Source organism: Aliiroseovarius subalbicans, assembly GCF_022678625.1.
Classification (GTDB): domain Bacteria; phylum Pseudomonadota; class Alphaproteobacteria; order Rhodobacterales; family Rhodobacteraceae; genus Aliiroseovarius_A; species Aliiroseovarius_A subalbicans.
Map to the genome: position 1 here is coordinate 441,603 of NZ_JALBYQ010000003.1, position 15,347 is coordinate 456,949.

11 protein-coding genes are annotated in these 15,347 nt (G+C 61.9%); 9 read left to right on the forward strand and 2 right to left on the reverse strand.

Annotated features, from left to right (window positions below):
• Positions 1-6: 6 nt before the first annotated feature.
• The 9 genes from mutM to gyrB all read left to right on the forward strand — a co-directional run bounded on the left by mutM (position 7) and on the right by gyrB (position 9,578).
• The gene (gene mutM, locus MN188_RS12595) at positions 7-858 is read left to right on the forward strand and encodes a bifunctional DNA-formamidopyrimidine glycosylase/DNA-(apurinic or apyrimidinic site) lyase (RefSeq protein ID WP_242109456.1); all 852 of its coding nucleotides are present in this window, start codon (positions 7-9) and stop codon (positions 856-858) included.
• A 64-nt stretch (positions 859-922) separates the two neighbouring features.
• On the forward strand, positions 923-1,699 hold the full coding sequence (locus tag MN188_RS12600) for an enoyl-CoA hydratase (protein ID WP_242109458.1): 777 nt from the start codon (positions 923-925) through the stop codon (positions 1,697-1,699).
• 156 nt (positions 1,700-1,855) lie between these two features.
• The gene (gene rpsT / locus MN188_RS12605) at positions 1,856-2,119 is read left to right on the forward strand and encodes a 30S ribosomal protein S20 (protein WP_242109460.1); all 264 of its coding nucleotides are present in this window, start codon (positions 1,856-1,858) and stop codon (positions 2,117-2,119) included.
• A gap of 205 nt (positions 2,120-2,324) precedes the next feature.
• The gene (locus MN188_RS12610) at positions 2,325-2,774 is read left to right on the forward strand and encodes a rhodanese-like domain-containing protein (RefSeq protein ID WP_242109462.1); all 450 of its coding nucleotides are present in this window, start codon (positions 2,325-2,327) and stop codon (positions 2,772-2,774) included.
• Between the two features lie 77 nt (positions 2,775-2,851).
• Positions 2,852-4,201 carry a chromosomal replication initiator protein DnaA gene (gene dnaA / locus MN188_RS12615; protein WP_242109463.1) on the forward strand — a complete coding sequence of 450 codons (1,350 nt, stop codon included), beginning with the start codon at positions 2,852-2,854 and terminating at the stop codon, positions 4,199-4,201.
• A gap of 105 nt (positions 4,202-4,306) precedes the next feature.
• Positions 4,307-5,425 (forward strand): DNA polymerase III subunit beta, encoded by a 1,119-nt coding sequence (dnaN, locus tag MN188_RS12620; RefSeq protein ID WP_242109464.1) that lies wholly within the window; start codon positions 4,307-4,309, stop codon positions 5,423-5,425.
• A complete protein-coding gene (gene recF, locus MN188_RS12625) occupies positions 5,422-6,534 on the forward strand; it encodes a DNA replication/repair protein RecF (RefSeq protein WP_242109465.1) in 1,113 nt (370 codons plus the stop codon). Before dnaN ends, recF begins: the two co-directional genes overlap by 4 nt.
• The gene (locus MN188_RS12630) at positions 6,531-6,947 is read left to right on the forward strand and encodes a VOC family protein (RefSeq protein ID WP_242109466.1); all 417 of its coding nucleotides are present in this window, start codon (positions 6,531-6,533) and stop codon (positions 6,945-6,947) included. Before recF ends, MN188_RS12630 begins: the two co-directional genes overlap by 4 nt.
• 213 nt (positions 6,948-7,160) lie before the next feature.
• Positions 7,161-9,578 (forward strand): DNA topoisomerase (ATP-hydrolyzing) subunit B, encoded by a 2,418-nt coding sequence (gene gyrB / locus MN188_RS12635; RefSeq protein ID WP_242109467.1) that lies wholly within the window; start codon positions 7,161-7,163, stop codon positions 9,576-9,578.
• Between the two features lie 6 nt (positions 9,579-9,584).
• Here the strand turns inward: gyrB and MN188_RS12640 are convergent, their stop codons facing one another.
• Together MN188_RS12640 and MN188_RS12645 are read right to left on the reverse strand one after the other, a co-directional pair.
• Complete coding sequence (locus MN188_RS12640) at positions 9,585-13,364, reverse strand: translocation/assembly module TamB domain-containing protein (protein ID WP_242109468.1); 3,780 nt, start codon at positions 13,362-13,364, stop codon at positions 9,585-9,587.
• Positions 13,361-15,115, reverse strand: a complete 1,755-nt coding sequence (locus tag MN188_RS12645) for an autotransporter assembly complex protein TamA (protein WP_242109469.1) — start codon at positions 15,113-15,115, stop codon at positions 13,361-13,363. The genes MN188_RS12640 and MN188_RS12645 overlap by 4 nt, the downstream gene beginning before the upstream one ends.
• Between the last annotated feature and the right edge of the window lie 232 nt (positions 15,116-15,347).

Below are 15,347 nucleotides of genomic sequence, written 5' to 3' on the forward strand. Positions count from 1 at the left end.
GGCAATATGCCGGAACTACCCGAAGTCGAAACTGTCCGGCGCGGATTGGCACCGGTGATGGAAGGCCAGATGATCACCCGCGCCGACGTTCGTCGCGAGGGGCTGCGCTGGCCATTTCCCGACCGGATGGCCGAGCGCCTGACCGGCGCGCGGGTGCTGCGGCTGGGGCGGCGGTCGAAATACATCCTGGCGGACCTGGATACCGGCGAGACCGCGATCATCCACCTGGGCATGTCGGGGCGCATGCTGATCTCGGGCACCGAACTGGGCAAGTTTCACCACGATCACCCCGCGCCCGAAAAGCATGACCATGTGGTGATCGATATGGAAAACGGCGCGCGCGTGACCTTCAACGATGCCCGGCGCTTCGGCGCGATGGACCTGTGCGCGACCGACGCGGTCAACGATCACAAGCTGATCGCGACGTTGGGGCCCGAGCCATTGGGGAACGATTTCAACGATTCCTATCTGGTGGAGGCCCTGAAGGGAAAAAACACCCCGATCAAATCCGCGCTGTTGGATCAGGGAATCATCGCCGGTCTGGGCAACATTTATGTTTGCGAGGTGCTGTATCGCGCCCATATCCACCCCGCCCGCAAATCCGGGCGTATCGCCGCAGGGCGGATTGCGGGGCTGGTGCCGATCATCCGCGATGTGCTGTCCGAGGCGATCGAAAGCGGTGGCTCGTCGTTGAAGGATTATCGCCAGGCGGACGGCGAACTGGGTTATTTCCAACACGCTTTCCGAGTTTATGGTCGCGAAGGCGCGCCGTGCCAGGGCGAGGGGTGCGGTGGCACGATTGCCCGAATCGTCCAGGGGGGACGCTCATCTTTCTACTGTCCGCAATGCCAAAGATAACTTGATCGGCGTCGCGGTCGGAATTACGACTCACCGCCAGCATATGAGACAAAGGCAGGACCCAATGGCCTACAAGAACATCATCGTCGAGATCGCCGACCACATTATGCTGGTCAAGCTGAACCGACCCGAGGCGCTGAACGCGCTGAACCTGGATCTTCTGGGAGAACTGGGCGAGGCGCTGGCGGATGGTCAGAAGAACGACAAGGTGCGCTGTTTCGTCATCACCGGGTCGGAAAAGGCATTTGCCGCTGGCGCTGACATCAAGATGATGGCGGAAAAAAGCTTTGTGGATGCCTTCGCTGGCGACCTGTTCACACCGGAAGAGGCTGCGATCATGCGGATCCGCAAGCCGATCATCGCCGCTGTGTCCGGCTATGCGCTGGGCGGTGGCTGCGAACTGGCCATGATGTGCGATTTCATCATCGCTTCGGACACCGCCAAATTCGGCCAGCCCGAGGTGAACCTGGGCGTGATGGCCGGCATGGGCGGCACTCAGCGCCTGACCAAGCTGGTGGGCCGGGCCAAGTCGATGGACATGAACCTGACCGGCCGTTTCATGGATGCCGAAGAGGCCGAGCGTTCGGGCTTGGTGTCCCGTGTCGTGCCCTGCAAGAAGCTGATGGACGAAGCGATGGCGGCGGCAGGCAAGATTGCTGAAAAATCGATGATCACCGTCATGGCGATCAAGGAATCGGTGAACCGCGCCGAGCAGCTGCCACTGACCGAAGGCATCCTGTTCGAACGCCGCGTGTTCCATTCGCTGTTCGCGACCGAGGACCAGAAGGAAGGCATGGCGGCGTTTTCGGAAAAACGCGAAGCCCAGTTCCGCGACAAGTGAGCTGAAATAGCTCTTTCCTTGGTGGCGCCTTTGTTCTATACGCGCCGCCAGACATGCGTGTGAGGCCCGCTTTGGCCAGAATCAGCCGGTTCAGAACCCGGTCGGGCGTTTCACGCGAACAGTTTAGAAATAGATCCGACCCAAAGGACCACACACATGGCAAATTCGCCCCAAGCTAAAAAACGCGCCCGTCAGAACGAGCGTCGTTTCGCCGTCAACAAAGCCCGCCGTTCGCGCATCCGCACCTACCTGCGTAAAGTGGAAGAAGCGATCGAAGCCGGTGACCAGGCCGTTGCCGCGGCTGCGCTGAAAGAGATGCAGCCCGAGCTGATGCGCGGCGTGGCAAAAGGTGTGATGCACAAGAACACCGCAGCGCGCAAAATGTCGCGTCTGTCGTCCCGCGTGAAAGCGCTTGGCTAAGCCAGCCAGACCTGGATTTGATTTTGAAAAGGGCGTCCTTCGGGGCGCCCTTTTTGCATCTTTCCTGAGGAAAAATCGCAATTGTGCAACCCGGTTGGGATTCGTTTCAACAAACAAAGAGTCAAGCGTGAAGTTCTGTTGCGCGGTCCACTTTTGACGGGCTAGCTTGAGCCTGCGATTCACATCGTCGACTTGGGGATATGGTATGGACTCGGTAGCAAAGCCGCGTGTCAAAGAGGTTTTGCCTGAGGCTGCCTGGGATGTTCTGGAGGGGGATCCCGGTGCCGTTCTGGTAGATGTCCGCACACGCTCGGAATGGGCGTTTGTGGGTGTTCCGGATTTGTCTGCGCTCCACCACCCGCTTTTGCAGGTGGAGTGGGCACAGCTGCCAAACATGTCTCAAAACCCACGCTTCGTGGGCGAGGTTCTGGAGCAATTGGGGGATCATATCCCGCATACGTTCCTGTTCCTGTGCCGCAGCGGTGTGCGTTCGGAAGCCGGTGCCCTTGCGGTGCAGGCGCATCTGGCCGGGATGGGCCAGGATGCCGAATGCATCAACATTCTTGGTGGGTTCGAAGGGGACCTGGACGAGAATGGGCACAGGGGGTCGAAGAACGGGTGGAAAGTGGCGGGGCTGCCCTGGCGGCAGTCCTGAACAGGGATAGTTTTTAAACGGTGACGGGGCTGCGCTTGCGTTCAGTCTGGATGGGAAATTTGCGGGTCGGAGTAGAAATGACAAACGAACAATGGGGACTGGTCCGAAACAAGCTGCAGAAAGCAGTCGGACAGAACAATTACACCAATTGGATCGAACCCCTTGAATTTGCACAGGTCGAAGACGGCGTAGCCACCTTTCTTGTGCCGACGAATTTCATGGGCAACTGGGTTGATCGCAATTTCGGCGACAACATCCTGAAGCATATGCTCGGCGAAGGCGTGGCCGTTTCGCGGCTTGAGTTCTCGGTTCCAAGCGTCGCCGCCCCGCGTAAGACAGCCCCGACAAAGGCAGTGTCTGCGCCGAAGCTGGCCGACAAGGAAGAGCTGCCCGGAGCCTCGTTGGATGCGCGCTTCACCTTCGATAGCTTCGTAGTCGGCAAGCCGAATGAGCTGGCCCATGCGGCGGCCCGCCGGGTTGCCGAAGGCGGTCCCGTCACTTTCAACCCGCTGTTTCTGTACGGTGGCGTTGGCTTGGGCAAAACTCACCTGATGCACGCGATCGCCTGGGAAATGCAGGCCCGCAACCCCGAGTTGCGCGTTGTGTATCTGTCCGCCGAACAATTCATGTACCGTTTCGTTCAGGCCATCCGCGAAAAGCAGATGATGGACTTCAAACAGCTGTTCCGCTCGGTCGATGTGCTGATGGTTGATGACGTGCAATTCATCGCCGGCAAGGATTCAACGCAAGAGGAGTTCTTCCACACCTTCAACGCGCTGGTGGATCAGAATAAACAGATCATCATCTCGGCCGACCGCGCGCCGGGTGAAATCAAAGACCTGGAAGACCGGATCAAAAGCCGCCTGCAATGCGGCCTGGTCGTGGACCTGCACCCGACAGACTATGAATTGCGTCTGGGTGTGCTGCAGACCAAGGTCAGCCAGTTCCGCGAGCAATACAAGGACCTGGTGATTGCCGAGGGCGTTCTGGAATTTCTGGCCCACCGCATTTCGACCAACGTGCGGGTGCTGGAAGGCGCGCTGATGCGTCTGTTCGCCTTTGCCTCTCTTGTGGGCCGTGAGATCACGCTTGAACTGACCCAGGATTGCCTGGCCGATATCCTGCGGGCGTCCGACCGCAAGGTCACGGTTGAAGAGATTCAGCGCAAGGTCAGCGAGCATTACAACATCCGCCTATCGGACTTGATCGGCCCGAAGCGCGTGCGCACCATTGCGCGGCCGCGTCAGGTGGCAATGTATCTGGCGAAACAGCTGACATCACGCAGCCTGCCTGAGATCGGCCGCCGTTTCGGCGGGCGCGATCACACCACTGTCATGCACGGGGTGAAACGCATCGGAGAGCTGAAGGGCGTGGACAACCAGATTGCGGAAGACTTGGAACTTCTGCGCCGCGCACTGGAAGCATAGGCCTTCAAGGCCTTGACGCCCCTGCGAAACCGGGGGACATTCCAACAAAACCAATTTCCGGGTGGGGGAGCTTTCCTCCGCCCCGGTTGTCGTCAGGAGTGGGACATGAAGATCAGTATCGAACGCGGCACGCTGCTCAAGGCCGTTGGGCAGGCACAATCTGTCGTCGAACGCCGCAACACCATTCCGATCCTGGCCAACGTGCTGATCGAAGCGGAAGGCGATACGGTGTCGTTCCGCGCCACGGATCTGGACATCGAAGTCGTGGACAAGACCAACGCGGTCGTGGAGCGCGCGGGCGCAACCACCGTGTCGGCGGTGACCTTGCACGAGATCGTGCGCAAGCTGCCCGATGGGGCGCTGGTCCAGCTCACCGATGACGGTGCCTCGGGGCGCTTGACGGTTGAGGCCGGGCGCTCGAACTTCTCACTCGCCACCCTGCCCAAGGAAGATTTCCCGGTCATGGCGTCGTCCGACTACTCGGCGAATTTCTCGGCCCCGGCGCCGGTGCTGCGCCGCCTGTTCGACAAGTCGAAATTTGCCATTTCGACCGAAGAAACCCGGTATTACCTGAATGGTGTCTACATGCATGTGTCCGACGCCGAGGGCGGCAAGGTGCTGCGCTGTGTGGCCACCGACGGTCACCGCTTGGCCCGGATTGACGCCGATCTGCCCGCAGGCGCCGAAGAGCTGCCGGGCGTGATCGTGCCGCGCAAGACCGTGGGTGAACTGCGTAAGCTTCTGGACGATGACGACGCGACGATCGCGGTGTCGGTCTCGGAAACCAAGGTTCGCTTTGCGACGCCGGAAATCACCCTGACCTCAAAGGTCATCGACGGTACCTTCCCGGATTATACCCGCGTCATTCCTGTGGGAAACACCCGCAAGATGGAGGTGGACGCCGCCGAGTTCGCACGGGCGGTGGACCGTGTGGCCACCGTGTCCAGCGAACGGTCGCGCGCAGTGAAACTGGCGCTGGACGAAGACCGCCTGGTCCTGTCCGTGAACGCACCCGACGCAGGCGCGGCCGAGGAAGAGCTTGCCGTGGCCTATGGCGACGAACGGCTGGAAATTGGCTTCAACGCGAAATACCTGCTGGAGATTGCCAGCCAGGTGGATCGCGAAAACGCCGTGTTCCTGTTCAACAGCTCGGGCGACCCGACCTTGATGCGCGAAGGTAATGACACCTCAGCCGTTTATGTCGTCATGCCGATGCGCGTGTGACGACGCTTGCCGTCAAGCACCTGACCCTCAGCCATTTTCGCAGCCACAAGGCGGCGCGCCTGTCGCTTGACGGGCGCCCGGTGGCCATTCACGGCGCAAATGGGGCCGGCAAAACCAACATCCTTGAGGCTGTCAGCCTGCTGAGCCCGGGGCGCGGCCTGCGCGGCGCCAAGGCTGAGGATATGGCCCGGCGCCCCGAGGCGCTGGGCTGGAAGATTACCGCCGTCCTGCAAAGCCTGCATCAGCTACACGAGGTCGAAACCTGGTCCGAGGGTGGCGCTACACGACAGGTGCGGATTGATGACAAGTCAGCAGCGCAGGTGGCGTTGGGCCGCATCGCGCGGGTTTTGTGGTTGGTGCCATCGATGGATCGGCTCTGGACCGATGGGGCCGAAGGTCGGCGCAAGTTCCTGGACCGCATGACGATGAGTTTCGAGCCGTCCCATGCCGAGGCGGTGCTGACCTATGAAAAGGCGATGCGTGAACGCAACCGGCTGTTGAAGGACGGGCAGCGTGACGCGCATTGGTATCACGCGCTGGAGGTGCAGATGGCCCGCGCGGGCGGGCAGTTGCACGCCAACCGTCTGACCGCTCTGGGTCAACTAGCCGCTGCACAGGCCGAAGCGGAAACCGCCTTTCCGGTGGCTGATCTGTCCCTGTTCCACGCCGATGATTTCGACATGCCGCACGAGGTAGATGCGCTGGCCGAGGCGTTCGAGGCAAGTCGCCCGCGCGACCTGATGGCCGGGCGTACGCTTGTCGGGCCGCACCGCGCCGATCTGGGCGCCGTCTTTGCTGCCAAGGGGGTCGTTGCGCGCGATTGTTCAACCGGTGAGCAGAAAGCGCTTTTGATCAGCCTGATCCTGGCCAATGCCCGCGCGCTTGCGCAAACGTTCGGCGCGCCGCCGATCCTGCTTTTGGATGAGGTCGCCGCGCATCTGGATGCAACCCGCCGTGCAGCGCTGTATGATGAAATCTGTGCCCTGGGCGCGCAGGCGTTCATGACGGGTACCGGGCCAGAGTTGTTCGACGCGCTGGGCGACCGCGCGGCTTTTTACGAAGTCAGCGACGACGACGGAACGTCGCAAGTCAGGAAGGGAACCCTATGACGATGAACCGTGTGACCCTGATCACCCTGGGCGTGAAGGACATCGCCCGATCCTGCGCCTATTACGACGCTATCGGATGGGTGCCCGAGAACGTGTTGGATGATGTGGCGTTCTACGACATGGGCGGCTCCAAGTTTGGATTCTTCCGACTCGACATGCTGGCAGCAGAACAGGGTCGCCCTGTCGAGGAACTTTCGAATGGCGCGATGACGCTGGCCCAGAATTTCGGCTCCGAGGCCGATGTGGATGCGCAATTCGCAAAGGCATTGGCAGCGGGTGCGCGCAAGGTTGCGGCGCCGGTAAAGACCGACTGGGGGGGCTATTCCGGTTATGTCGCCGACCCCGACGGCCACATCTGGGAATTTGCGTTCAACCCGTTCTGGGAACTTGATGACGAGGGGCACATCGGTTGAGAAAAATCTCGTCGAGGTTGCCACGGATGGACCGGCCCGGGCGAAAGGTCGAGGAACGCAAACCAAAAGGTGCCTTCGTGGCTGAGGCGCTAGTGTTACGGGTGGATTTGTGTTGTTCTGGCGCTGGAACCAACCACAAAATCTTGTGCCATTTGCGTGACATCCCCCCCGTGAATCACTATAAGTGGCGGGAAGCAGAACAGGACTTTCCGAATGTCTGATGACACGCAGAACAACGCCGAATACGGCGCTGAATCCATCAAGGTTCTCAAGGGGTTGGAGGCGGTTCGCAAACGCCCCGGCATGTATATCGGTGACACCGATGATGGATCGGGCCTGCACCACATGGTGTATGAGGTTGTGGACAACGGCATCGACGAGGCGCTGGCGGGTCACGCTGACGCCGTGACGGTGACAATTCATGCGGATTCGTCGGTTTCCGTCTCGGACAACGGCCGTGGTATTCCGGTGGATATCCACCAAGAGGAAGGCGTGTCTGCCGCCGAAGTCATCATGACCCAGCTGCACGCGGGCGGCAAATTCGACTCGAATTCCTATAAGGTGTCGGGCGGTCTGCACGGCGTGGGCGTTTCTGTCGTGAACGCGCTGTCGGTGTCGCTGGAACTTCGGGTTTGGCGCAATGGCAAGGAACACTATGCCAAGTTTTCGCATGGCGAAACGGTTGAGCATTTGAAGGTCGTTGGCGACTGCGGTGATCGCACCGGGACCGAAGTCCGTTTCATGGCGTCGACCGACACGTTTTCGAACCTTGAGTACAATTTCAAGACGCTGGAAAATCGGCTGCGCGAACTGGCCTTCCTGAACTCAGGCGTGCGCATCATCCTGCGCGATGAACGCCCGGCCGAACCGCTTGAGGCGAACCTGTTTTACGAGGGCGGCGTCAAGGAATTCGTCAAGTATCTGGACCGGCACAAGACCCCGATGGTCGAAGAGCCGATCTTCATCCTTGGGGAGCGTGACGACATCACGGTCGAGGTCGCGATGTGGTGGAACGACAGCTATCACGAGACGGTTCTGCCCTTCACCAACAACATCCCGCAGCGCGATGGTGGCACGCACTTGGCGGGCTTCCGGGGCGCGCTGACGCGCACGATCAACCTCTATGCCAACAGCTCGGGCCTGGCGAAAAAGGAAAAGGTGAACTTCACCGGCGACGACGCCCGCGAAGGCCTGACCTGCGTGCTGTCAGTGAAAGTGCCGGACCCCAAGTTCAGCTCCCAGACCAAGGACAAGTTGGTCAGTTCCGAGGTGCGCCCGGCGGTCGAAAGCCTGATGAACGAAAAGCTTCAGGAATGGTTCGATGAACACCCGACCGAAGCGCGAATGATCGTTGGTAAGATCCTCGAGGCAGCCCATGCCCGCGAAGCGGCCCGCAAGGCGCGCGAAATGACGCGCAAGAAGACCTCGCTTGATGTGGCCAACCTTCCGGGGAAACTGGCCGATTGCCAGGAAAAGGATCCGGCAAAACGTGAATTGTACCTGGTCGAGGGTGACAGTGCCGGCGGCTCGGCCAAGCAGGGCCGATCGCGGCACAACCAGGCCATTCTGCCCCTGCGCGGCAAGATCCTGAACGTGGAGCGTGCGCGGTTTGACCGGATGCTGTCGAGCCAGGAAATCGGCACGCTGGTAACCGCGCTGGGCACTGGAATCGGGCGCGATGAATTCGATATTTCCAAGCTGCGCTACCACAAAGTTGTCATCATGACCGATGCTGACGTGGATGGCGCACACATCCGCACGCTGCTGCTGACGTTCTTCTTCCGTCAGATGCCGGAGCTGATCGAAGGCGGCTATCTCTATATCGCGCAGCCGCCGCTGTATAAGGTCAGCCGAGGTAAGTCCGAGGTTTACCTGAAGGACCAGGCCGCGCTGGATGATCACCTGATTGAAATGGGGCTGGAAGGCACCGTTCTGCGCTTGAAATCCGGCGAGGAAATCGCCGGTCAGGACCTGTCCCGCATCGTCGAGGCCGCGCGCAGCTTCAAGCGGATCCTGGCGGCGTTCCCGACCCATTACCCGCGCAATATCCTGGAGCAGGCCGCCTTGGCGGGCGCCTTCGATCCGGGACGTGCGGATCAGGACTTGCAAGCGGTGGCCGATACCGTGGCGCAGCGCCTGGACCTCGTGGCGGTCGAATACGAAAAAGGCTGGCAGGGGCGCATCACCCAGGATCACGGCATTCGCCTGACCCGCATTCTGCGCGGTGTCGAAGAAATCCGAACGCTGGATGGTGCCGTGCTGCGCTCGGGCGAAGCCCGCCGCCTGTCCGAGGTGTCACAGGACTCCCGCGACATCTACAAAGATCCGGCGCGTCTGAGCCGCAAGGAGCGCGAGGTTGTCATTCACGGTCCGATGGACCTTCTGAACGCGATCCTGGCCGAGGGCGAAAAGGGTCTGACCCTGCAGCGCTACAAGGGGCTGGGCGAGATGAACCCGGACCAGCTGTGGGAAACCACCCTGGACCCCGAAGCGCGCATTTTCCTGCAGGTGAAAGTGGACGATCTGGCTGACGCCGATGATATTTTCACCAAGCTGATGGGCGACGTGGTTGAACCGCGCCGCGAGTTCATCCAGCAAAATGCTCTGTCGGTCGAAAACCTGGATTTCTGACAGGTCTCAGTAGTCGCGCTCGAAGAAGACCCCGACGCTGCTTTCCCCGTCTGAGGCTGCGCTGCCCCGGGCGGTGAAAGACGGCGAGATGTTGAGGTTCAGGTTGATCTCACTGCGCCCATCCGACCCGATCGTTATATCGGTATAGATGTTCTCGGTGATGTACTTGCCCGCCCGTGCCTGGGTGGTGCCGTCCTGTTCGGTCGTCACGTCCAGATCGTCCAACCCGAACTGCGCGCGCACCCGGTTCAGAAGGCCCGAGTTGCCACCAGCCAGGGTCTGCACGGCAGCGGCCAGTTGAACCGCCTGAAGCGGTGAAATCTTGGTCAGGTCACGACCGAACAGAAGCCGGGCAAGCACTTCATCTTCGGGTAATTCCGGACTGGAGGAAAACGTGATTTCCGGTGCCGAGGCCGGGCCTTCGACGATGACCCGGACGTCTGTGTCATCCGCGCGGGTGCTGGCGACAAGCCGCAGGACCGGGTCGAAACTGCCGCGCAACTGCGCGTACCCTTCGGTCATCGTCAGGCGTTTGCCCAGGATATCCAGCCGCCCGCGGATCAGGTCGAACCGCCCCTGGGTCACGACATTGGTGGTTGACCCTGTCACCTGCACCTGCCCACCCAGTTCGGCGTCCAGTCCACGGCCACGAACGAAGACCCGCGACGGTGCCCGAAGCGTGATGTCCAGCGGCCAGGCCCGCCCGGTGCCACCGCCGTCCTCTGTTGCCAACAGCCCGGCGCGCACCCGGGTTTGACGCACCTGCCCCGGTTCGTTGAGATGCTCAAGATTGGCCAACACCGGGGCAACACTCAGACTGCTTTCCGGCACCTGAAGTTCGGTGGGGCCAAGCGTCAGGTCGGCTGAAATGCTAGCCCCACCGCTCAGCGGACCGCGCAAAGTGACCTGCCCGTCTACGGTGGTGTCGTAGAGCCGGGCATCGCTGAGCCCGAGCGCATTCAGTTCAATCGCCAGATCGGCGGCATAGGGTGGGGTCAGCACAACTGGCCCGGTCACGCGCAGATTGCCGCCACCAGACCCAACCCCTTGCGCTTCGATCCGCGCCTGTTCGCCGGTAAATCTAACCGTTGCGGTAAGGGGGGAGAGGGTCAGCTGCTGCGCGGGAAGGGCCAGGCGCGCACCCTTCGTTGTGGCCTGTCCTGATAGAGAGGACAGCGCGAAGGGGCCGTTCAGCGACAGATCGAACGCTATCGGGCCAGCCACGCGATTAGGTGCGACGAAGGCATTGGCCAGGGCCAACGGCGCCGACCCGGTGATCTCCAGATCCGCCCGTGTCCCATCGGCCAACACTTGCCCGGTTACCTGCGCCATGCTTGCACCCGGTCCCGTGCCATTGGCGGACACCTGCCAGGCGTTGCCGGACAATTTTGCCGTTCCCTCGGCCTCCGCCGGGCCGGTCACGCCGGGCGCGACCACTCCTAGGTCGCGAAGCTTGGTGTTGAAGGTCAGGGCCGTTGTGTCGGGTGAGATGCTTCCGGTGATTTTTGCCATGACCTCAGGTGTGGCGAGTTCAAGTTCGCGGATGACCAAAAGCCCATCGTCCCCGCGTTGGATTTTGGACGTCACCCGGCTGCCCCCTCGCAGCAGACGATCCGCCAATTGCGTGCCAAGCCCCAAGTCCTGCCCGGTTGCTGTCAGTTCGGCCTGAAACGCGCCCGCCCCCGGGTCGCCCGCGCCGCCAATGGTCAGGTCCAGAGCACCCGAAAGTGGACGACCGGCCAGCTTGGAAAAGGGCGCCAGGGTTGCGATGGTGGCGGTTGCAGAGCCGCTGACCCGTGTTAGCGTTGCGTGGGTCAGCTCTGCCAACCCCTTGGCTTCCAGTTTCGTTCCCCCTGGCGCGGTGGCATCCAGTGTGACGGACCAGCCTGTCGGCACCTGTGTTGCGGCCAGGGACAGGGCTGCCGGCCCCCTGGTTCCATGTTCCAGGATCGCAGTTTCGGGAATATCCGCCGTCAGCGAGACACTGCTGTTTTCGGCGGCCAGAGTCGCCGACGCGGCCACAGTGGCGTGGTCGGTTGCGATGCTGAACCTGTTGATATTCGTGCCAGCCTCATCCCGGCGTGCCGTAGCCGACAGGCGGCTTGGCCCGGCCAGAACCGCATCCACCTGCGCCTGGCCGATCGCGATATCGTGGCCTTCGCCCGTCATGACCAGCGTGAAGCCCCCGCTAAGGGGCAGAACATTGCCCTCGGCTTCCAGTGTAGCCTCACCGGTCAATGTTTGACCGGTGAGGCCTGAAAACTGCGACAGGTCCGTCGTGGTCAACCGGGCGTCGCCGGTGACGGACAGATCGAAAAGGTCGGTCGCGCCCTGAACCTGTCCTTTTCCGGTCAAGCCAAAGCTTTCCCCGGTGACCTCCAGTTCGCTGAACGCAAGCGGCGCGCTCTGACTCCAGTCGAAGTCGAACCCGGCCTCAAGTGAGCGGCCGAATGCCTTGGCAAGGGCCGGGGTGCCGAGGTTTAGACCCCGGGCTTGCGCCGTGACTGAACCCAGTACCTGGCCAAGCGTTGCTGGGCTTTCTCGCAGCAATTGCCCGGTTGCCTCAAGCACCATTGTTTCAACTTCAAACCCCTCGCGCGACAGCTCTGCCGCCGAGAAATTGGCGCGCCAGCTGTCGTCGGTGGCCGCGTCGAAATTCAGCGCAAGGTCCGCGGATTGCACTCGTGTTTGCGCCCCACTGAGCGGTAGCAGAACGGCTGACCCCTCTGGCCTGGCAATCCGGCCGGATAGGGCAATGCGGGTTGGCCAGCCACCCGGCGCAAGGGCCGCCTGACCGTCAAGGCGCAGGGCATCGGTGCCCAGAGACAGATCCTCCAGCCGAATTTCGCCGTCGCCATTGTGTTCACCGGTCAACGCAAGACGGATATCGTCGCCGAAGAAATCGCGGTATTCCGGCAGGAACAAAGGGGCGATGTCGCCGCCAAGCTGCGCGGCAAAGCGACGTGTGCCGGTGGTGTTGTCCTGTGCCCCAGTCGCCCCGCTTACCTTGACCTGACCGGACAACCGCCGTTCGCCGTCGGTGTTCAGCGCAATACTGGCGGCGAAATTGTCCAAAGCTCCGCTGCCGTCAACCTCCAGCCTCACCGAGGGGCGCCCGGGCAAGTTCAGCAGGTTTGCGGCGATGCCGTCTGGCTGTTCGATCAGCGCCAGGGACAGGTCAATATCCTGGGTTGTGGCGTTATAGGCGGCCGTGAAGGTCAGCGCGCCCTCTGGCCCGTCGATCCGGGTGGCGGTCAGAGTGGCCTGCCCGGACCCGCTCTCCAGTTGCGCAGCCCCCTGCAGAGTCACCGTCGCTGCCGCTCCAAACAATTCCTGTCCCAGCACGACCCGGTCAGCACGGACCTCTTGAATTTCGATGCCGACGGGCAGGGCGGGCAGGGCGAAACTTGAGGCTTCGGGGTCGGGAATGGCGTCGGCGGGCACGGGTGCGCGCGGAAGCAGGATTTCGGCGGCTGATAGTCGCGTTATATCAAGCCGCCCGGTCAGAAGTGCCGCGCGGTTCCAGTTCAGAACCACGTCCCGCAAGGTCAGCCAGACTCCGTCGTCGTCTGCGATGGTCAGCTCGTCCAGGCTGGCCTGCGCACTCAAAGCGCCGACAAATCCGACAATGCGCACCTCACGCCCAGCGTCGGACAGGTTGTCCTCAAGCCAGGCCTGAAGATATCCGCGATCATCCGGGCTGTCGTCGGATTGTGCGACAAGCATCACCGGCAGCGCCAGCACCAGCAGCACCAAGGCGCTTAGGAAGGGGCAGACCCGGTTCAAAACGCTTGTCCTATGCCGACATAGATTTGCACGCCTTGCCCGGTCGTACCGTGGATCGGAGTGGCCACATCCAGGCGGATGGGTCCGATACCGGTGTCATAGCGCACGCCAACCCCGGCGCCAGCATGCCACGCCATGTCACCGAAACCATGCGCGCCGATGAAACCTGCATCGACGAAGCCGACCAACCCGATCGTCTGGGTCACATTTGCACGCAACTCGGCCGATCCAGCCAGGAAGGCCTTGCCCCCGGTGAAGTTTCCGCCCCCCAGATCGATGCCCAGCGACTGATAGGGGTGGCCGCGCACAGACCCGCCGCCACCTGAAAAAAACAGGAACTCGGCCGGAACTGCGGTGGCGTTGGAACCATAGGCAGCGCCAGCCTGAAGCCGCCCGGCCAGCACGACCCGGTCACCGGCGCCAAACCCGTGATAGGCGCGCCCATCTGCGGTCAGCTGCAGTCCGGTTCCGGTTCCGCCAAGCCCGACGAACGGCGTGGCCAACAGGTCCAGAAAAGTCCCCGCCTTCGGGTTGAGCTGATTGTCGCGCCGGTCCCAGGTTGCACCTGCGGGCAGGGTCAAAAGCGTGTAGGTCCGATCCCCGGAACCGTCGCGCGTCCTCGAATGGCGCAATGCGACGCCTAGTTCGGCGGTGAGCGTGTCCGAAAGGATCCAGCTCACGCCGCCGCCCAGCCGCGCCTGCCAGGATTGATAGACCGGATCGTCGACATAGGACGCCCCCGCGAAGACAAAGGCGTTGATGTCCGTGCCGAAGGCCGCCGGGATGTCCAGACGGGCATTCAGGTCATAGTCGATGCCTCCGGTTTCCCCACCTATGCCGGTGATCTCGCCATCAATCCGAAACCGTTCGGCCCCGCCCAACAAGTTGCGATGCAACCAGTAGCCTGAAAGGCTCAACCCGTCGAAGGTCGAAATCTCGGCACCGAAGCCGAAACGGCGCGGTTTCGCGTCCACCAGAGCCAGCTCGATATCCATGCTGTTTCCCTCCCCGAGTTCGTCGGCCTCAACCAGCGAAACCGAGGAAAAGGAGCCGGTGCGGCGCAGGCGGGCAGCGACCTTTTCAAGCTCGTCGGGGGAGAACACCTGGCCCGAAGGCAGGCCGGCGATGCGCGCAACCCGGTCTGAGCGCGCCGTGCTCTCGCCGGTCAGGCGCAGCGCGCCGAAGCGGACCAGGGGACCGGGGCTGAGCTGCAAGCGCGCCGTCAATGTGTGCGCACGATGATCGGCCGTGACCTGTTGCCGGGACAGGCGGGCCTTGGCGTGGCCGTCGTGACGCCATCCGTCAACGGCGCTGTCCACACTGTCCTGCAGAACACCGCTGTAGGCGCGCGCGCCGCTGCGAAATCCGGGCAGGGGCGTCTGCTTAGGTGCAAGCGGCGCGATGGTGGCGGCGCCAAACCGGAAGGCTGGGCCGGGATCGACTTTGACCACAACTGCGTCAATGGCCGTGGGGGTTTGGAACGCCGGGATCGTCGCTGCTTCGCGTCCGTCCAGAAGAATCTGGATGACACCGCTGTAGTGCCCGTTGGCATAAAGGCTGCGCAGAAGTCGGGCATAATCGGCAAGCGCGGCGGCCAAAACATCGCGCGGCGCGGTCACGCCATCGCGCTTGGCGTTTGCCACCAGAGAGGCCGCCTCAAGATCCCCCCGCAACCCCGGATCGTCGCTTGCAACGGTGAATTGCAGGGTGAAGGCACGGGCCGAGCCGGTTGCCAGGGCAAGTAAAAACACGACCAGCACCGCCAGACCTGCGCATTGTTGCGCAAATGAGCGGACAAGAAGAAGGAAGCTGGGTCGCATGGGATGCCCTGATGAGTACGGGTGCATCATAACGAAAGATGTCTGGTGATTTAACCGCAAAAGCCCGGGCCGTAATCACGAGAAGTGTTGGAGGTTTGCCACGTCGAATCTCATTCCCGGCTTGCGCCAAAAATCCGACTTCTCTGATTTTTCCTGTTCACAC